Source organism: Hansschlegelia quercus (genome assembly GCF_004310425.1).
Lineage (GTDB): Bacteria > Pseudomonadota > Alphaproteobacteria > Rhizobiales > Methylopilaceae > Methylopila > Methylopila quercus.
This window is the reverse complement of record NZ_SIUB01000006.1, coordinates 192,459-210,790: the sequence shown is the minus strand read 5'-3', so window position 1 is coordinate 210,790 and position 18,332 is coordinate 192,459. Positions and strand designations below refer to the sequence as shown.

The 18,332-nt window shown below is 66.7% G+C and carries 18 protein-coding genes; 14 read left to right on the top strand and 4 right to left on the bottom strand.

Annotated features, from left to right (window positions below):
• Nucleotides 1–42 precede the first annotated feature (42 nt).
• Nucleotides 43–168: a type B 50S ribosomal protein L36 gene (gene ykgO / locus EYR15_RS13285; protein WP_020186918.1), complete on the bottom strand. Its 126-nt coding sequence runs from the start codon at nt 166–168 to the stop codon at nt 43–45.
• Between the two features lie 410 nt (nt 169–578).
• Between ykgO and EYR15_RS13280 the strand changes: the two genes are divergently transcribed.
• From EYR15_RS13280 to EYR15_RS13235, 10 genes are all read left to right on the top strand, one after another.
• A complete protein-coding gene (locus tag EYR15_RS13280) occupies nt 579–788 on the top strand; it encodes a cold-shock protein (protein ID WP_131004029.1) in 210 nt (69 codons plus the stop codon).
• 169 nt (nt 789–957) lie between these two features.
• On the top strand, nt 958–1,221 hold the full coding sequence (locus EYR15_RS13275) for a hypothetical protein (RefSeq protein WP_131004028.1): 264 nt from the start codon (nt 958–960) through the stop codon (nt 1,219–1,221).
• 96 nt (nt 1,222–1,317) lie between these two features.
• Nucleotides 1,318–1,557, top strand: coding sequence for a hypothetical protein (locus EYR15_RS13270; RefSeq protein ID WP_131004027.1), 240 nt, complete (start codon nt 1,318–1,320; stop codon nt 1,555–1,557).
• A gap of 161 nt (nt 1,558–1,718) precedes the next feature.
• Entirely contained in the window at nt 1,719–2,582 is an 864-nt protein-coding gene (locus EYR15_RS13265; RefSeq protein WP_131004026.1) for an ImuA family protein, read from the top strand.
• Nucleotides 2,473–4,038 (top strand): Y-family DNA polymerase, encoded by a 1,566-nt coding sequence (locus EYR15_RS13260; RefSeq protein ID WP_417448557.1) that lies wholly within the window; start codon nt 2,473–2,475, stop codon nt 4,036–4,038. The genes EYR15_RS13265 and EYR15_RS13260 overlap by 110 nt, the downstream gene beginning before the upstream one ends.
• A complete protein-coding gene (locus EYR15_RS13255; RefSeq protein ID WP_131004025.1) occupies nt 4,035–7,364 on the top strand; it encodes an error-prone DNA polymerase in 3,330 nt (1,109 codons plus the stop codon). Before EYR15_RS13260 ends, EYR15_RS13255 begins: the two co-directional genes overlap by 4 nt.
• A gap of 104 nt (nt 7,365–7,468) precedes the next feature.
• Nucleotides 7,469–7,657 (top strand): YegP family protein, encoded by a 189-nt coding sequence (locus EYR15_RS13250; protein ID WP_131004024.1) that lies wholly within the window; start codon nt 7,469–7,471, stop codon nt 7,655–7,657.
• A 43-nt stretch (nt 7,658–7,700) separates the two neighbouring features.
• Nucleotides 7,701–8,846, top strand: coding sequence for a DNA cytosine methyltransferase (locus tag EYR15_RS13245; protein WP_280987319.1), 1,146 nt, complete (start codon nt 7,701–7,703; stop codon nt 8,844–8,846).
• On the top strand, nt 8,843–9,262 hold the full coding sequence (locus EYR15_RS13240; RefSeq protein WP_131004022.1) for a very short patch repair endonuclease: 420 nt from the start codon (nt 8,843–8,845) through the stop codon (nt 9,260–9,262). Before EYR15_RS13245 ends, EYR15_RS13240 begins: the two co-directional genes overlap by 4 nt.
• A 116-nt stretch (nt 9,263–9,378) precedes the next feature.
• Nucleotides 9,379–10,605 carry a GGDEF domain-containing protein gene (locus tag EYR15_RS13235; protein ID WP_131004021.1) on the top strand — a complete coding sequence of 409 codons (1,227 nt, stop codon included), beginning with the start codon at nt 9,379–9,381 and terminating at the stop codon, nt 10,603–10,605.
• A gap of 7 nt (nt 10,606–10,612) precedes the next feature.
• Here the strand turns inward: EYR15_RS13235 and lepA are convergent, their stop codons facing one another.
• Nucleotides 10,613–12,418 (bottom strand): translation elongation factor 4, encoded by a 1,806-nt coding sequence (lepA, locus tag EYR15_RS13230; protein ID WP_131004020.1) that lies wholly within the window; start codon nt 12,416–12,418, stop codon nt 10,613–10,615.
• A gap of 181 nt (nt 12,419–12,599) precedes the next feature.
• Here lepA and EYR15_RS13225 point away from each other — a divergent pair, with 181 nt between their 5' ends.
• The gene (locus tag EYR15_RS13225; protein ID WP_131004019.1) at nt 12,600–13,529 is read left to right on the top strand and encodes a glutaminase; all 930 of its coding nucleotides are present in this window, start codon (nt 12,600–12,602) and stop codon (nt 13,527–13,529) included.
• A 93-nt stretch (nt 13,530–13,622) separates the two neighbouring features.
• Here EYR15_RS13225 and EYR15_RS13220 read toward each other — a convergent pair whose 3' ends face one another.
• Nucleotides 13,623–13,820: a DUF2735 domain-containing protein gene (locus EYR15_RS13220; RefSeq protein WP_131004018.1), complete on the bottom strand. Its 198-nt coding sequence runs from the start codon at nt 13,818–13,820 to the stop codon at nt 13,623–13,625.
• A 454-nt stretch (nt 13,821–14,274) separates the two neighbouring features.
• Between EYR15_RS13220 and EYR15_RS13215 the strand changes: the two genes are divergently transcribed.
• The 3 genes from EYR15_RS13215 to EYR15_RS13205 all read left to right on the top strand — a co-directional run bounded on the left by EYR15_RS13215 (nt 14,275) and on the right by EYR15_RS13205 (nt 16,714).
• Nucleotides 14,275–15,312, top strand: coding sequence for a glutamine synthetase beta-grasp domain-containing protein (locus EYR15_RS13215; RefSeq protein ID WP_131004017.1), 1,038 nt, complete (start codon nt 14,275–14,277; stop codon nt 15,310–15,312).
• 159 nt (nt 15,313–15,471) lie between these two features.
• Nucleotides 15,472–15,765 (top strand): ArsR/SmtB family transcription factor, encoded by a 294-nt coding sequence (locus EYR15_RS13210; protein WP_131004016.1) that lies wholly within the window; start codon nt 15,472–15,474, stop codon nt 15,763–15,765.
• A 199-nt stretch (nt 15,766–15,964) separates the two neighbouring features.
• Nucleotides 15,965–16,714, top strand: coding sequence for a glucose 1-dehydrogenase (locus tag EYR15_RS13205; RefSeq protein WP_131004015.1), 750 nt, complete (start codon nt 15,965–15,967; stop codon nt 16,712–16,714).
• Nucleotides 16,715–16,841: 127 nt separating this feature from the next.
• On the opposite strand, the gene EYR15_RS13200 is transcribed toward EYR15_RS13205, so the two are convergent.
• Nucleotides 16,842–18,293, bottom strand: a complete 1,452-nt coding sequence (locus tag EYR15_RS13200) for an acetamidase/formamidase family protein (protein ID WP_131004014.1) — start codon at nt 18,291–18,293, stop codon at nt 16,842–16,844.
• Nucleotides 18,294–18,332: the final 39 nt, after the last annotated feature.

Genomic DNA, 18,332 nt, shown 5'->3' with positions numbered 1-18,332 from the left:
AAAGCGCGACCGCCGACGAGGAGCCGTCGGCGGGAAGTCGCCTCAGCCCTGGCGGGCCTTGTAGCGCTTCTGCGTCTTGTTGATGATGTAGACGCGGCCCTTGCGGCGCACGATGCGGTTGTCGCGGTGACGATTGCGCAGCGACTTCAGCGAGTTGCGGATCTTCATGGCTCAAATCCCCAAGACGCCGGCCGTGTCCAGCGGCGCCTCGCGTCAAAATTGTCGTTCAAAACCGGACGGCGCGGAGACCGGAGGACCCCACGCGTTGCGGCCGCCTTCTAGTCCGGGCGGTCGTGATTTGCAAGGCCGAAGGACGCTCTGGACGGCGCTCCCGGACGCGAAAGGCGACGAGCGTCTGCGCGTTGGGGCGGCGATCCGGCTTGAATTCTCAATGGTCTTGGCCGCTCGGCTTGCGGACAGGAACGTAATCAGGTATATAAGCGCTGTCGATTTTGGTCGTTGAACTTTGTTGCGCGTCCAGGCGCATAAACGAATTTCCTCGCAACTTCGATATCAGCGCGTCGTCCTGGCGTATTGCCGGGGCGACTATCTATATTTGTTTTGCTAAGGAAACCGACATGCCGACTGGCACCGTCAAGTTCTTCAACGTCCAGAAGGGTTATGGCTTCATCGCCCCCGAGGACGGCTCCACCGATGTGTTCGTCCACATCTCGGCCGTCGAGCGTTCGGGTCTCCACACCATCGTGGAAGGCCAGAAGCTCAGCTTCGAGATCGTCAAGGACAAGCGCTCCGGCAAGAGCGCGGCTGAGAACATCCAGGCCGCGTAATTGGAGCGCCGCCTGAGAGGGCTTCGCGACCACGGATGTACTGGCGCGAGCCTGAAAAGGCGGAAGGAGGAGGTCGGGCTTATGGCCCGGCCTTTTTTCTTGGTCGCGTGTTCCAGCGTCATCCGCCCCGGCGCGCCTTAAGCGGACCGGAGGCTTGAGGGACAGTGTTATGCAGAAGCTGACCAAAGAAACCGCGTTCAAGCCCGAAGCTAAGGGCGACGCGACCACCCGGGCCGCCCGCGCGATCATCGATGGTGAGATCGCCCAGCGCGACGCCAAGACCGCGCGTCTGCGCGCCGCCCGGCTTGCCAAGGAAGCGGAAGATCTCGCCGCCGCTCCACCGATCGTTCCGAAGGCTACGAAGGCGGCAAAATCTGCGGCCGCCAAGCCCGCGACCAAACGCGCCGCCGCCAAGAAGACGGTAGAGGCGTAAAGCCTCGACGCCGGACTAAGCGTGTCGCTCGTGGGCGAGGCCCCGCCGAAGATCCGCGGGCTCCTGTAGCTCGCGTCGTAAAGCACGGGAGCCGGAATGACGGGCAGCGGAAGAAACCTCTACATCAGCGAAAATGGTGACCGCTGGGATCTGCTCCGCAATGCGGATAATGAGGTGTTCGTTCGGCATACCGGGAACGTCGCTTCCGGAGGGCACGTCTCCGATATGGGTCTAGGCGTGTTCCTGACGCTCGGTCGCAACGGTCCCGAGCATCAGGCGATGTGGCGGCTGATTGGTACGCTGCTGAAAGCCGAGCCGGACGCCGACCGGTTCTGAAAGTCCGAAACCGTCGCCGTGTTAATGGCGGCCGAGTTTCGAGATTTCGCGCTTTAGCGACCGCCCATTCGGCATTCTAAATTCGACGAGGCTCCTCCGCTCTGCGGCGCCTTGACTCACTTTGGGCCGGTTTCCTATAAGAACAAAACAGGAACTTTTAAGTGGATGCAGACCTGATGGCGCTTGCGGCGGAGACGCTGGACGGGCTTCGGGCGGCCGTCAGTCGCATCGAGGCGGAGGCGGCCGGCCAGAAGCGGCGAACCGGGCGCGTCGCCTTCGGCATCAGCGCGGTGGACGAGGTGTTGGGCGGGGGCCTGAGGCGCGGCGCGCTCCATGCCGTGGCCGCCGCCTCGGCCGCCGGTGTCGGGGCCGCAACCGGATTTGCGGCGGCGCTTGCGGGGCTTGCGGCGGGAACGGGGAGGACGGTGCTGTGGGTCAGACAGGACATGGCGGGCGTCGAACACGGCGAACCCTGGGCGCCGGGATTGAGCGAGATCGGCCTCGACCCCGGACGGATCGTCTTCGTGCGCGCGACGGATGCGGAGGCCGCCCTGAAGGCCGCGGAGACGGCGCTCTCCTGCCGCGGCCTCGCGGCGGTTCTGATCGAGCCCTATGGCGCGCTCGGTCGTTTCGACAGGGTTGCGGGGCGCCGGCTGGCGCTGGCTGCTGGCCGCTCCGGCGCACTCGCGCTGATGCTGCGCTTCGAGGCGAGGGGGCAGATGCCTGCCGGGCTTGTCGCGGCCGAAACGCGCTGGCGCATCGCGCCGCTCGCTTCCGCAGCCCGCGAGGTCGATTGGGGCGGGCCGCGGGCGCTCGTAGAGTTGGCGCGCAACCGGCTCGGAGCGCTTGGGCGCTGGCCGCTCGGCTTTTCCGGCGATGAGCGGGCTTTTCGCCTCCTCGCAGGTGATGGAGCAGGTGTCAGCTCCCGCGACGCCTGGTCGCCGAATCCTGGCGATCGCGCTGCCGAGCCTCGCGATCGACAGGATCAGGCGGCGGGAACGGTCCCGCTCCGCCGCGCCGGATGACCGCCCGCTCGGCGTCGTCAGCAATGTCCGCGGGCTGCTGCGGCTGACCGCCGTCGACGCGCGGGCGGTCGCCGCGGGCTGCCAGGCGGGTGCCGCGCTTGGCGAAGCGCGCGGGATCTGTCCAGAACTTCGCGTCGAGCCCGCCGACGAGCATGGGGACGCGAGCGCGCTCGACGCCATCGCCGACTGGTGCGACCGCTACACCCCCCTCGTCGGGCTCGACGGGCCGGCGGGCCTGGCGCTCGACGTCACGGGCTGCGCGCATTTCTTCGGCGGCGAGAAGGCGCTGGCGGACGATCTCGTGACCCGGCTCGCCGCCCAGGGTTTTTGCGCCCGCGTGGCTGTCGCGGGCACGATGGGGACCGCCCGCGCGCTCGCTTGGTTCACCCCAGGCGGGGTCGCCGCATTGGGCGAGGAGGCTGCGCGCGTCGGCGAACTCCCGATCGGAGCGTTGCGGATTCCCGACGACGCAAGGCTCGGGCTGACGCGGGCCGGTCTCCGGACGGTGGCGGCGGTCGCGGCCCGTGGCCGGACCGAACTCGCCGCCCGCTTCGGCGCGAGCCTCGTGACGCGGCTGGACGAGACGCTCGGGACCATCGACCCGCCGATCTCGCCGCGCCGGCCCGCGCCGTCGCGCATGGTCGAGCGCCGCTTCGCCGAACCGCTTGCGCAGACGGAAGCCGCGCTCGCCGTGTTGCGCGCGCTTGGGCTTTCGCTTGGCCGCAGGCTGGAGCTCTCGGGTGAGGGAATCCGGCGTGCCGAAGCCGCCTTCTTCCGCACCGACGGCGGCGTTGCGCGGATCGCGATCGGCCTCGGCGCCCCGACGCGTGATCCCGACCTGCTGCTCCGCCTGTTCCGCGAACGGATCGACGCGCTGGCCGACCCCCTCGATCCGGGCTTCGGCTTCGACATGATCCGCCTCTCCGCGCCCGAGGCGGAGCCGCTTTTGCCCGAAGAGCGGGATTTCCGCGCCGACGAGCGCGAGATTGCGGCGCGCGATCTCGACGAACTTGTCGACCGGCTTTCCGCCCGTGAGGGAAGAGGCCGCGTGCTGCGCGCCTTTGCGCGCGATGCGCACCGGCCCGAGGCGGAAGCCGAGCTCTCGTCCGCGCAAGGTTCCCGCGCCGTGGTCTGGGCGCCGCTACGGCCGGAAGGCGAGCCGCCGCGCCGGCCCTTGCGCCTGTTCGCGCGGCCGGAAGCTGTCGATGTGCTGGCGGAGGTTCCGGACGGGCCGCCGATCCGCTTCGTGTGGCGTCGCGCGGTTCATCGCGTCGCCCGCGCCGAGGGACCAGAGCGCGTCGCGCTCGAATGGTGGCGGGTGGACGAGGCGCCGCTGACGCGGGACTATTTCCGCGTCGAGGACGAGGCGGGCGCGCGCTTCTGGCTGTTCCGGGACGGCCTGTTCGTCCGCGAGGTCCGCCATCCTCGCTGGTATCTGCACGGGCTATTCGCGTGAATGCGGACGGGGCCAGCGGCTTTGTCGAGCTTGCGGCGACGACCGCCTTCTCCTTTCTGCGCTCGGGCTCGCGGCCGGAGGAATATGTCGCGGCGGCCTCCTTTCTCGGCTTGCCAGCGCTTGGGATCGCCGACCGCAACAGCGTGGCCGGCGTGGTGCGAGCCTATTCGACGCTGAAGAACCCGGATTTGCCGAACCCGGTGAAGCTGATCTCAGGCGCACGCCTCGTCTTCGAGGACGGCGCGCCGGACATCGTCGTCCACCCCCGCGATCGCGACGCCTGGGGGCGGCTCTGCCGGCTGCTCAGCATCGGCAAGGGGCGTGCGGAAAAGGGCGACTGCCGGCTGCGCTTCGAAGATCTGCTCGAATGGAGCGAAGGCCTGTGCGCCATCGTCATGCCGCCGGCGGGGCCGGACGCGGAGACGCAGGAAGCGCTCGAAAAACTGACGCAGGCGCGACCGGGCGCGGTCTGGCTCGGCGCTTCCATGCCGCGGCGAGGCGACGACATCAGGCGCCTCGGCCGGCTGAAGCGTCTCGCCGCCCGCATCGGCGTACCGCTACTCGCGACCAACGAGCCGCTCTATCACACGCCCGACCGTCGCCCGCTGCAGGACGTCCTCACCTGCATCCGCGAAGGCGTTACGCTGGAGCAAGCCGGCCGCAGGCTGGAGGCGAACGCCGAGCGGCGCCTGATGGGCGGCCAGGAAATGGAGCGCCTGTTCAAGGACGCCCCAGAAGCTGTGACGGAGACCGCACGCTTCGCCGAGCGCATCGTCTTCAGCCTTGAGGACCTGCGCTATAACTACCCGCACGAGCCTGTGCCGCCGGGCAAGACCGCGCACGGTCATCTGCGCGAGCTCGTCCGCGAAGGAATGGCGCGCTTTTATCCGCAGGGCGCGCCGCGGAAGGTCGAGAAGCTCATCGCCAAGGAATTGGCCTTCATCAAGCGCGAGAATTACGCGCATTACTTCCTGACCGTCCACGACATCGTCGCGTTCGCACGGTCCAGGGGCATTCTGTGCCAGGGCCGCGGCTCGGCGGCGAATTCCGCGGTCTGCTACGTGCTCGGCGTCACCGCGGTCGATCCGGCGGAAGCCGACGTGCTGTTCGAGCGCTTCCTGTCCAAGGAGCGTTCCGAGCCGCCCGACATCGATATCGACTTCGAGCACGAGCGGCGTGAAGACGTGATCCAGCACATCTACCAGCGCTATGGCCGCGAACGGGCGGCGCTGGCGGCGACCGTGATCCACTACAAGCCGCGCAGCGCGATCCGTGAGGTCGGCAAGGTGTTCGGCCTGAGCGAGGACACCACCGCTGCGCTGGCGAACACGGTATGGGGCAGCTGGGGCGCGGGACTCGACGAGGTCCATGTGCGCCAGGCCGGGCTCGATCCCGCAAATCCTTATCTCGGCCGCGCGGTCGCGCTCGCGTCAGAGCTCGTCGGCTTTCCCCGCCACCTGTCGCAGCATGTCGGCGGCTTCGTGCTGACCGACGACCGGCTCGACGAAAGCGTGCCCGTCGGCCCGGCGGCGATGCCAGACCGCTCCTTCATCGAGTGGGACAAGGACGACATCGACGCCGTGAGGATGATCAAGGTCGACGTGCTCGCGCTTGGCATGCTGACCTGCATCCGCAAGGCCTTCGATCTTCTGCGCCTTCACGACGGCGAAAACCTCGAGCTTGCGACTGTCGCGACCGAGCAGCAGGACGTCTACGCGATGCTCTCACGCGGCGATTCTCTCGGCGTGTTCCAGGTCGAGAGCCGCGCGCAGATGAACATGCTGCCGCGGCTGAAGCCCAAGACCTTCTATGATCTTGTCGTCGAGGTGGCGATCGTGCGGCCTGGCCCGATCCAGGGCGACATGGTGCATCCCTATCTCAAGGCCCGCCAGAACCCTGGGCTGGTCCGGTATCCCAGCCCGGGACCGCCGCACGACCCGGACGAGCTGAAGAACGTCCTCGAGAAGACGCTCGGCGTGCCGCTGTTCCAGGAGCAGGCTATGCGCATCGCCATGGTGGCGGCGAAGTTCTCGGGGGAGGAGGCCAACGGGCTGCGCCGCTCGATGGCGACGTTCCGGCATGTCGGCGGGGTCGACAAGTTTTTCGACAAGATGGTCGGCCGCATGATCGAGCGCGGTTACGATCCGGAATTCGCCAAGCGCTGCTTTAAGCAGATCGAGGGGTTCGGCTCATACGGCTTTCCTGAGAGCCACGCCGCGAGCTTCGCAAAACTCGTCTACGTCTCGTCCTATCTCAAATGCCGACATCCCGCGGCCTTCGCCTGCGCGCTGCTGAATTCGCAGCCCATGGGGTTTTATGCCCCGGCCGAGATCGTGCGGGACGCCCGCGAGCATGGGATCGAGGTGCGCGGGCCTGACGTCGCGGTCAGCTTCTGGGACAACACGCTGGAGAAGCGGCCGGACGGGGCGCTGCGGTTGAGGCTCGGCTTCCGTCAGATCGACGGGTTCAAGCAGGAATGGGCGGAAGCGCTGGTCGAAGCCCGTGAGCAGGTAGAGGTGAAACCCTCCGCGCCCGCCAGGGGGGACGGGGAAGAACCGCGGTCCGTCTTGTTGAGCGCATCGGCTTTTGGATCGGTCGAAGAACTGCGCCGACGCACGGGCCTGCCCAAGGCGGCGCTCGTCAAGCTCGCGGACGCCGACGCCTTCCGCTCGATGGAGCTCGACCGGCGCGCGGCGCTCTGGGATGTGCGTCGGTTGCCGGACGACATAGCGCTGCCGCTGTTCGAGGCGGCGGACGCCGCCGACCTCGCGGCCGAGCGGGCCACGGCTCTGCCGGCGATGAGCCTCTCAGAGCATGTGGTGGCCGATTATCAGACCACGCGGCTGTCGCTGAAGGGCCATCCCGTGCAGTTCCTCCGCGGGCTGCTTTCGGGCGAGGGCGCCGTCTCCTGCGAGGCGGTGCGCAACGCGTCCGACGGACGAAGGCTGAAGGCCGCTGGCGTCGTCCTGGTGCGTCAGAAGCCGGGGAGCGCCAAGGGCGTGGTGTTCATCACCATCGCCGACGAGACCGGCGTTACGAACGCGGTCGTCTGGCCAGCAGTCCTGGCGCGCTTCCGAAGGGAGGTGATGGGCGCGCGGCTCCTCGAGGTGCAGGGGCGCGCTCAGCGGAGCCCGGAAGGCGTCGTGCATCTCGTGGCCGAGCGGCTGGTGGATCGCACGCCCGAGCTCCAGCGCCTATCGGAGCGGGAGTTGAAGCCCCAGCTTTCGCGCGCCGACGAGATCCTGCATCCGCAGGATCGCGCGCAGGCCCCGCGCATCCACCCGCGCGACGTGCGCATCCTGCCGCGCTCGCGCGACTTCCATTGAAGCGGAGATCTGTCCCCCGCTTCGGCTGCAGGATCTCTTGGAGAGACGCCGAATCGGGCTAGCCTTCTGTGATCGTGGACTGTGTCGTCTTGGGAGGTCATTCGATGCACAAGTTCGAAGTCTACAAGGACAAGAAGGGCGAGTTCCGGTTCCGCTTTGTCGCCTCGAACGGCGAGCCGATGTTCGCGTCCGAAGGCTACGAGGCCAAGGCGTCCGCGCTGAAGGCCATCGAGTCGATCAAGAAGAATGCGCCGGAAGCGCCGGTCGTCGACACCACGACCGCGGTGGCCTGAGCCGGTTCGGCTGAACGCCTCCCGCGAAACAGCGATCAAGCCGGTGACCCTCACCTTCTATGAGTTCTTCGCCGGCGGCGGCATGGCGCGAGCGGGCTTGGGAGCGGGCTGGACCTGCGCTTTCGCCAACGATCTCAGCCCGAAGAAGGCTGCGGCCTACCGCGCCAACTGGGGCGGCGAGGAGCTGTTCCTCGGCGACGTGCACGACGTGACGTCCGCGATGTTGCCCGGGCGGGCCGATCTCGCCTGGGGCTCGTTTCCGTGTCAGGACCTGTCGCTGGCGGGGCGCGGCGCGGGCCTGTCGGGCGCCCGCTCCGGCGCCTTCTGGGGTTTTTGGGCTGCGATCCTCGCTCTCAGGCGGGAAGAGCGTGCGCCAAAAACGCTGGTGCTCGAAAACGTCTGCGGAACACTGACCTCGCATGGCGGACAGGATTTTGCGGCGATCGGCTCGGCGCTCGCCGAGGCCGGCTACCGCTTCGGCGCGATGGTCGTCGACGCGGCTTTGTTCGTGCCGCAGTCGCGCCCGCGTCTGTTCATCCTCGCCTTCGCTCGCGATGTCGTCCCGCCCGAAGGCTTCGTGAGTCACAGTCCTTCGGCTCTCTGGCATCCGAAGGCGCTCGTCGCCGCCCACGCGCGGCTCGGCGCGGAAGCGCGCAAAGCGTGGGTCTGGATCACGGCGCCCGCGCCCCGGAGGAACGTCGCGACGCTCGCGGATATCGTGGAGGACGAGCCCGCCGACGTCCGCTGGCGGAGCGCGCCAGAGACCGAAGCGCTGCTCGCGATGATGGCGCCGCTTCACCGCGCACGGATCGCTGCGGCCTGCCTGTCGGGGGAGCGCCGGGTCGGGACCGTCTACAAGCGGATGCGGATCGGGCCGGATGGCCGCAAGATCCAGCGCGCCGAAGCCCGTTTCGACGGGATCGCAGGCTGCTTGCGGACGCCGGCCGGCGGCTCCAGTCGGCAGACGCTGATCGTCATCGACGGCGCCGCCGTCCGCACGCGGCTGATGTCGGCGCGAGAGGCCGCCCGGCTGATGGGACTGCCCGACGATTACCAGCTCCCCGCGAACTACAATGACGGCTACCGGCTCGCGGGCGACGGCGTCGCGGCGCCGGTCGTGCGATTCCTCGCCGAACACCTGATAGAGCCGCTGCTGGGGCGGGATGCGCTGGCGCTGAAGGCCGGATGAGGGCGGAGACGCAGGAGGCGCGCTCGGCCGTGATGCGCGCCGTCAAGAGTCGCGACACCAAGCCTGAAATGATCGTGCGTCGGGCGGCTCACGCTCTGGGCTATCGCTTCCGTCTGCACCGCAAGGACCTGCCCGGCAGTCCCGACCTCGTCTTCCCTTCCCGGAAGAAGGCGATCTTCGTTCACGGCTGCTTCTGGCACGGCCACGATTGCGCCCGCGGCGCGCGCATGCCGAAGGCGAATGCGGAATATTGGACGGCGAAGATCGGGCGAAACATCGCCCGGGACGCCCGCGTCAGGAGCGAACTCGCGTCCCTAGGCTGGGAGACGCTCACGATCTGGGAGTGCGAATTGAAGGCGGGCGGGATCGACGCGCGGCTTCGCGAATTCCTCGAGCCGTCGCAGCCCCTTCGATGACCGGTGCGAAGGCGGCCGCAGCCTTTCCCAGAAACTTTCTGTAAGGACATCCGACCTCATACAGGACTTCGGGGGAGACGCGGCCAGTCATAAAGCGGCCCTGGGAGAAGAGGCCGATGAGCGTTGTATGCCCGGCGCCTTCAGCTGCGAGCGAGGACGCGCGGCTCGGCGCGCTGCTGCGCTACGACGTCATGGATACGCCGGCCGAGCAGTCCTTCGATCGTATCACGCGGCTCGCGCAGAAGATGTTCCGGGCGTCCTTCGTCACCGTCTCTTTGCTCGACGGGCATCGGCAGTGGTTCAAGTCGAAGCAGGGGTTGTCGTTCTCGGAGACGCCGCGCAGCGAGGCCTTCTGCGACGTCACCATCCGCCAGGCCACGCCGCTCGTCGTTCCCGACGCGCGCGCCGACCCCGCTTACGCCTCCCTTCCGCTGGTGACGGGCGAACCCTTCATCCGGTTCTACGCGGGAGCGCCGTTGCGCACGCCTGAAGGCTACATTCTCGGCGCGCTCTGCGTGATGGACCGAGAGCCGCGTTCTCTGAGCGCGGAGGAGATCGACATGCTCGTGGATCTCTCGGACATCGTCGTCGGCCAGCTGCAGCTTCGCCAGCTCGCAGACACGGATCCGCTGACGGGTGCGCTATCGCGCAGGGCCTTCCGGGATCTGGCGGCGCGCGAACTCAGCCTGTCCCGCCGCTACAGACGGGAGCTCGCTTTACTGACGTTTGATCTCGACTACTTCAAGTCGATCAACGACACGCACGGCCACGCCGCGGGCGACGACGTGCTGGTGAGGAGCGTCGACGCCTGCAAGGCCGAGCTGAGGAACTCCGACAGCATCGCGCGGCTCGGCGGTGAGGAGTTCGCGGTGCTGTTGCCGCATACCGGAGCGGCCGCCGCCCGCGACGTGGCGGAGCGTCTCAGGCGGGCGCTCGGCGCGCAGAGCTTCGGAAGCGGGCGAGGGCGTTTCCATATCTCGGCCAGCTTCGGCGTCGCCTCGACGCGCGCAGGCGCAAGCGACCTGGACAACCTGCTTCGTCGGGCCGACGAGGCGCTTTACCGCGCCAAGGCGAAAGGCCGCGACCGTTGCGAGACGGCGCCGGACTGTCTGCCCGGCCAGACCCAACGCTCGGTCGCGAAGCGCGGCCGCATCGTCGTCGAAGGCGTCCCGGCGATCGACTGCACCGTTCGCGGGCTGTCGAATAACGGCGCGAATCTCGAAGTGCTCAGCGCGGAAGGACTGCCCGCGTCGTTCGTTCTTGCGCTCGACGCGGACGGCCCGACGAGATCCTGCCGGGTATTGTCGCGCGCCGGACGGCGCCTCGAGGTCGCCTTCGGGTAAGTCGAGCCTATTCGTCCATCTTCAGGGCGGCGATGAAGGCTTCCTGAGGGATCTCAACGCGGCCGAACTGGCGGAGCTTCTTCTTGCCGGCCTTCTGCTTGTCGAGCAGCTTGCGCTTGCGGCTGGCGTCGCCGCCATAGCACTTGGCGGTCACGTCCTTGCGCAGCGCCCGGATGGTCTCGCGGGCGATAATCTTGCCGCCGATCGCCGCCTGCACCGGAATGACGAACAGATGCGGCGGGATCAGCTCCTTGAGCTTTTCGCACATCACCCGGCCGCGGGCCTCGGCTCGGGTGCGGTGGACGAGCATGGAGAGCGCGTCGACCGGTTCGGCGTTGACGAGGATCGACATCTTCACGAGGTCGCCGACGCGGTAGTCGGTGATGGCGTAGTCGAACGAGGCGTAGCCCTTCGAAATCGACTTCAGCCGGTCGTAGAAGTCGAACACCACCTCGTTCAGCGGCAGGTCGTAGACCACCATGGCGCGCTTGCCGACGTAGGAGAGGTCGATCTGCAGGCCACGGCGGTCCTGGCAGAGCTTCAGAACCGAGCCGAGATAATCGTCGGGCGTGAGGATCGTCGCCCGGATCCAGGGCTCCTCGATCTCCACGATCTTCATGACGTCCGGCAGATCGGCCGGATTGTGCAACTCGATCTCGGAGCCGTCCGTCAGCTTGATCTTGTAGACGACCGAAGGCGCGGTCGCGATCAGGTCGAGGTTGAACTCGCGCTCCAGCCGCTCCTGGATGATCTCGAGGTGCAGCAGGCCGAGGAAGCCGCAGCGGAAGCCGAAGCCGAGCGCCGCCGAGCTCTCCATTTCGAAGGAGAAGCTGGCGTCGTTGAGGCGCAGCTTGCCCATCGCAGCGCGCAGATCGTCGAAATCGGCGGCGTCGACGGGAAACAGGCCGCAGAACACCACGGGCTGCGCGGGGCGGAAGCCCGGCAGCATCTCCTTGGTCTGGCGCTTGTCCTCGGTAATCGTGTCGCCGACGCGGGTGTCCGCCACCTCCTTGATCGAGCCGGTGAGGAAGCCGATCTCGCCGACGCCGAGTTCGCCTAGATCCGTCATCTTCGGCGTGAACACGCCGACCTTGTCGACGTCGTAGACCGCGCCCGTGCCCATCAGGCGGATCTTCATGCCCTTCTTCAGCACGCCGTCGACGATGCGCACCAGCACGACGACGCCGAGATAGGTGTCGTACCAGCTGTCGACGAGCATGGCCTTGAGCGGCGCGGCGCGGTCGCCCTTCGGCGGCGGCAGGCGCTTGACGATCGCCTCCAGCACGAGGTCGATGCCGAGGCCGGATTTGGCGGAGATCGGCACCGCGTTGGAGGCGTCGAGGCCGATCACCTCCTCGATCTGCTCCTTCACGCGCTCTGGCTCGGCGGCGGGCAGGTCGATCTTGTTGAGGACCGGCACGATCTCGTGGCCATTGTCGAGCGCCTGGTAGACGTTGGCGAGGGTCTGCGCCTCGACGCCCTGCGACGCGTCGACGACCAGCAGCGAGCCCTCGCAGGCGGCGAGGCTGCGCGAGACCTCGTAGGCGAAGTCGACATGGCCCGGCGTGTCCATCAGGTTGAGGATGTAGGTCTCGCCATCCTCGGCCTTGTAGGTCAGGCGCACGGTCTGCGCCTTGATGGTGATGCCGCGCTCCTTCTCGATGTCCATCGAGTCGAGCACCTGCTCCGTCATCTCGCGGGCCTGCAGGCCGCCGGTCTGCTGGATCAGCCGGTCGGCGAGGGTCGATTTCCCGTGGTCGATATGCGCGACGATCGAGAAGTTGCGAATGTTGGTCTGGGGCGCCGCGGTCATGGCCGCGCGATATCAGGGGTTTGGGGGATCGGCAAGGAGATGCGGGCGGAACAGCTTGCTCAATGGCGGGCCGTGGCTCCTGTCACACCTTCCGCCCCGCTTCCTTTCGCCGGCTTGACCCCGGAGGCCATGTCGGGCCCAAACGGATCAGCCTGCGAACTCCAGCGCCCGAGTCTTGCCGATGCCCGATCTGAAGACCGTCGTGGCCGAGATCGCCGCCGAAATGAAGGAGCGGCCCGACCGTGGCGAGGTCGCGAAATACATTCCCGAACTCGCGCGCGTGGACCCGAACGCCTTTGGCATCGCGGTCATCGACGCCGAGGGCAAGGTGTTCACTGGCGGCGACGCCGACACGCCGTTCTCAATCCAGAGCGTATCTAAGGTCTTCACCCTGACGCTCGCGCTCGGCAAGGTCGGCGACAGGCTGTGGCGGCGCGTCGGCAAGGAGCCTTCGGGCAGCCCGTTCAACTCGATCGTCCAGCTCGAGCGCGAGCAGGGCGTGCCGCGCAACCCTTTCATCAACGCCGGCGCGCTCGCGGTGACCGACGTGATCCTGTCTGGCCACCAGCCGCGCGAGGCGCTGGGCGAGATTCTACGCTTCATGCAGTTCCTGGCCGATGACGTGTCGATCTCGATCGACCACGGCATCGCCGGCTCCGAGCAGCGCTGGGGTTTTCGCAACGCGGCGCTTGCGAATTACATGCGCTCGTTCGGCAATCTGGAAAATCCGGTCGACTTCACGCTTGGCGTCTATTTTCACCACTGCGCGATCGCCATGAGCTGCATCCAGCTCGCGACCGCCGGCCGTTTTCTTGCGCATGGCGGGCGCAACCCGACGACGGGGCACAGCGTCGTGTCGCTCGACCGCGCGCGGCGCATCAACGCGCTGATGCTGACCTGCGGACATTATGACGGCTCGGGCGAGTTCGCCTATCGCGTTGGCCTACCCGGAAAGAGTGGCGTCGGCGGAGGCATTCTCGCGATCGTGCCGGACAAGGCGTCCATCGCGGTCTGGGCGCCGGGGCTCGACGCCGCGGGGAATTCGCATCTTGGCCGGATCGCGCTTGAGATCCTGACGCGCCGCATGGGCTGGTCGATCTTCGGCGCCTGAAAAATCAAAAGAAAAAGGGCCGTACGTCGAAACGTCGGCCCCTTCAGACTTTGCGTCGCGCCGCCGATCGCGGCGCTGTCGAACCGTCCGGCATCAATGCTTGCCCGGGCGGCGGGAATCCTCGATGGCGGCGTCGTGATACCAGCCGCCGCCATAGACGATAACGGGCGCATCGGCGACCGTGCGGTTAGCCTGTACGCGCACATCGCTGCGGGCGTTTCCGGAATTCGTCCGTCCGCGCACCGGAAACTGATAGATCTTTGCTGTTCTTTGAGTCATCTGCATAGTCATCTTCCTTCCTGATCTTTCAAAAGCGGCCGCGTGGGACGCGCTTCGTTGACAGCAATATCGTCTGAAACGTTCGTCTGTTCCAGTGCTGCCTAATTAAAAAGCGACATCTGTCTACTTTATGTGCAAACTATTCTTGTGATTAATCTAAGGAGGGCGGCAAGAAGCTCCGCCTTTTCCAGGGCGCCCTCGTTTTGGCGCCCAATCTTTCATCGGCCGCGGCTTCGGGCTCGTCCTCAGCCCGAGGTTCCGTTGGAGTCGCAACGCCCCGTGAGAAGCGTTCGTTCAGCTCGGAAGTCGCGATACGCAGCCCAACTCGAACAGATGAATGGACTGGCGCGGTGGCACGCATCATGCTTTGAGCTTGATCGCACGCGTGCGGGCCCGGCCTGCGCGCGCCAGACCATTTGCGGCTTGGCCGCGCAGCTCACGTCATCAACTCAATGAGAGACGATCAATGACGAAGTACAAGCTGGAGTACATCTGGCTCGACGGTTACACGCCGGTCCCGAACCTTCGCGGCAAGACCCAAATCAAGGAATTCGAGGCGTTCCCGACGCTCGAGCAGCTTCCGCTCTGGGGCTTCGACGGTTCGTCCACGATGCAGGCCGAGGGTCACAGCTCCGACTGCGTGCTGAAGCCGATCCGCCACTTTCCGGACCCGGCCCGCACCAACGGCGTGCTGGTGCTCTGCGAAGTCATGATGCCGGACGGTGTCACCCCGCACTCGACCAACAAGCGCGCCACCATCCTTGACGACGAGGGCGCCTGGTTCGGCTTCGAGCAGGAGTACTTCTTCTACAAGAACGGCCGCCCGCTCGGCTTCCCGACCGAAGGCTACCCGGCGCCGCAGGGCACCTATTATACCGGCGTCGGCTACTCGAACGTCGGCGCGGTCGCGCGCCAGATCGTCGAGGAGCACCTCGACCAGTGCCTCGCCGCTGGCATCAACCACGAAGGCATCAACGCGGAAGTCGCGAAGGGTCAGTGGGAGTTCCAGATCTTCGGCAAGGGCTCCAAGAAGGCCGCCGATGAGATGTGGATGGCGCGCTACCTGCTGCAGCGCCTTACCGAGAAGTACGAGATCGACATCGAGTACCATTGCAAGCCGCTTGGCGACACCGACTGGAATGGCTCGGGCATGCACGCCAACTTCTCGACCGAGCACCTCCGCACCGTCGGCGGCAAGGAGTACTTCGAGGCGCTGATGGGCGCCTTCGACAAGAACCTGATGGACCACATCGCCGTCTACGGCCCGGACAACGACAAGCGTCTGACCGGCAAGCACGAGACCGCGCCGTGGAACAAGTTCAGCTACGGCGTGGCTGACCGCGGCGCGTCGATCCGCGTCCCGCACTCCTTCATCAAGAACGACTACAAGGGCTATCTCGAGGATCGCCGCCCGAACTCGCAGGGCGACCCCTACCAGATCGCTTCGCAGATCCTGAAGACGATCTCCGAGGTCCCGACCGCGAAGGCCGCCGCTGCGGCCTGATCGGTTTGACCTGAACGGCTGATCTCGCGGCGTCGGGGCACCCCTCCGGCGCCGCGATTTTTTCTGGCTCAGCGATCCGTCCTCGCAGAGGGGATGGGGTCCGTCGTCTCGTGACGTCCCGCTCTCGACGCGGGGCTTGCGGATGACCATTTTGCCTGCATGACCGACAAGCCCGCGGAACAGCTCACAGACAGAGACTTCGAACGCATCGGACGCGCGCTCGCCGAGCCGCGACGCGTGCAGATCCTCAAGCAGATCGGCTCGGCCGAAGATCCGACGCCCTGCGCGGCGCTGCATGAGGCGCAGGAGATCAGCGCGGCAACGCTGTCCCATCACATGAAGGAGCTCGAGACCGCCGGCCTGATCTCGATCCTGCGCGAGGGGCGCTGCGCGAAGCTGACCCTCAACCGAAAGCGCCTGGCGGCTTATCTCGAACGGCTCGCGGCGATCTGAGGCGACGCCTTCCATGACGTCGTCCCGGGCGGCCGAAGGGCCGATCCGGGATCGCGCGTCTTACGAAGCGTCTTTCTACGCGCGATCCCGGCTCTCGCTTCGCCGGGGACAGTCTTGAGCTCAGGACGTCCAGCCCCCTTGCAGCTATCAGTTCGATATTTATCTAACTGTCGAACTAGTCAGCTCACAGGGGATATCGATGAGCGAACTCAACGGAAAAACCGCGATCGTAACCGGCGCCTCCAAAGGCATCGGCGCGGCGATCGCGCGCGCTTATGGCCACGCAGGCGCCGCGGTTGCGGTGAACTATGCCTCCGACAAAGCGGGCGCCGATAAGGTGGTCGCCGATATTACGGGAGCCGGTGGCAAGGCGCTCGCGGTTCAGGGCGACGTCTCCAAGGAGGCGGACGTCCTGCGCCTCTTCGACGAGACTGAGGCCGCCTTTGGCCGGCCGAACGTGCTGGTGAACAACGCCGGCGTCTATCAGTTTGCGCCGATCGAGGAACTGACGGTCGAGCATTACCGCCGCCACTTCGACATCAACGTTCTGGGTACGCTGCTCGCGATCCGCGAAGCGGCGAAGCGCTTTGGCCCGGAAGGCGGGGCGATCCTCAACGTTTCGTCGGTCGCCGGCCGCGGCGTCTATCCGACCACGTCGGTCTACAGCGCCACGAAGGCCGCGGTCGATCACGTCACCCGCATCCTCGCGGCCGAGCTCGGCCCGAAGAAGATCCGCGTGAACGCGGTCAATCCGGGCGGCGTCGAGACGGAGGGAACCCACGCCGCCGGCGTCATGGGCAGCGATTTCGAGAAGCAGATGATCGCCTCGACGCCTCTCGGCCGTCTCGGCCAACCCGACGACATCGCCGACGTTTCGGTGTTCCTCGTGTCCGACGCCGCGCGCTGGGTGACGGGCGAGACGCTCGCGGCCTCCGGCGGTCAGCGCTGAGCAAAGTCGACGTAAACGTCATCCCGGCCTCGCGCGAGCGAGAGCCGGGATCGTGCGCCGGAGGAAGCGCCTCTTTCTGCGCGCGATCCCGGATCGGCCGAAAGGCCGCCCGGGATGACGGCCGTTCTCAGGCCCGGCCCGCGAAGATGTCCTTCTTCACGACCGCATGGACGCCCCAGTTGCCGTCGACGACCTGAGTGACGCCGAAGTCGACGCCGATCGACATCAGCGAGACCGCCTCGTCTTCAGTCAGTTTCTGCGTCGCCATCAGGAACTGGCGCATCTTGCGGAAGGCGTCGCGCATCGCGAGGTCGACTGAGGACTTGCCGTAGATCGCGGACTGCGCCTCAGGGCCGAGCTCCTTCAGATAGTTTGCGAAGGAGAAGCCATGGACGAGCCACTCGTCCTTGGTTTCAAGCATCGGGTAGTCGAGCCCCTCGAGCGGGGTGCCGCCGAGATCTGCCTTCTTATGCAGGATGAGCTGGAACACGCCGGTCAGCGAGCACTCGATAGCGGTGCCGCAGAGCTCGCTGTCGCCCTGGCTCGCATGTGGATCCCCGACGGAGAGCAGCGCGCCGTCCACCGCCACGGGGTAGTACATCGTGGCGCCCTTACCGATGCGCCAGTTGTCGATGTTGCCGCCGGTGTAGCTCGGCGGAATGGTGTCGACGAACTCGGCTTCGGCGGGCGCAAGGCCGAGCGTCCCGAAATGCGGACGGATTGGCACGCGCACGCCCTTCAGCACGTCGAAATTGCGCTCGGTCTTGGTGTGGTCGACCGGCACGCCGGGATAGTCGATCGTGGGGTGGACCACGCCGAACGGATCGGTCTGCGGAACCCATTTGAAGTTGTACGCCGCCTGCGCCCAGCTCTTTGCGCCGGTGGCGTCGACCTCGTAGATGGTCACGACCTCGCGCTTCGCGCCGCCGATCATGTCGTTGTAGTGGTAGCCCCACCAGGCGGCGGCGTTCGAGCCGAAAGACTTGCCCTTAAATTTCGGGTTCGCGCAGGGGCGCGGCGCGCAGTCCAGAATGCGGACCTCAAGGATGTCGCCGGGCTCGGCGCCGCGGACATAGACCGGACCGGTCATGACGTGGACGCCCTGACCTTCGCCGGAGCCCTTCTTGTAGACCTTGGGATCGGTGGTCCCGGCGCCGCGGCGGTCGACGCCCTTCTTGTCCTTGGTCCAGAGGAAGACGCTCTCGGCGCCCTCGTCGCCCTCCACCATCCGCTCGCGATCGTCGCAGGCGTGATGCGTCAGCGCCTCGATGGTGACGATGTCGCCGCTGTCGACCTCGACCTTGGGCTTCAGGGATTTCGAGAAATAGCCCCAGTGCACGGTATCGGCGTTCGCGGGCAGGTAATGGCTCTTGCGTTCCGTCGGGGACCGCGCGGCGCTCGCCTCGGCCAGAGCAGGAGTCACCAGTGAGGCGCCGCCCGCGGCGCCAAGCGTCGCAAGGCCGCCGGCTGCGACGAAGCCGCTCTTCAGGAAGCCGCGCCGTTCCGCGTTCAAATCTTCCTTGAACGCGCGGTAGTGAAGCTCAAATTCAGGGCAGTTCGCGTCGTCGCCGCGGCACATGCAGGCTCTCTCCCATTACAGCCGTCGGACGAACGATCC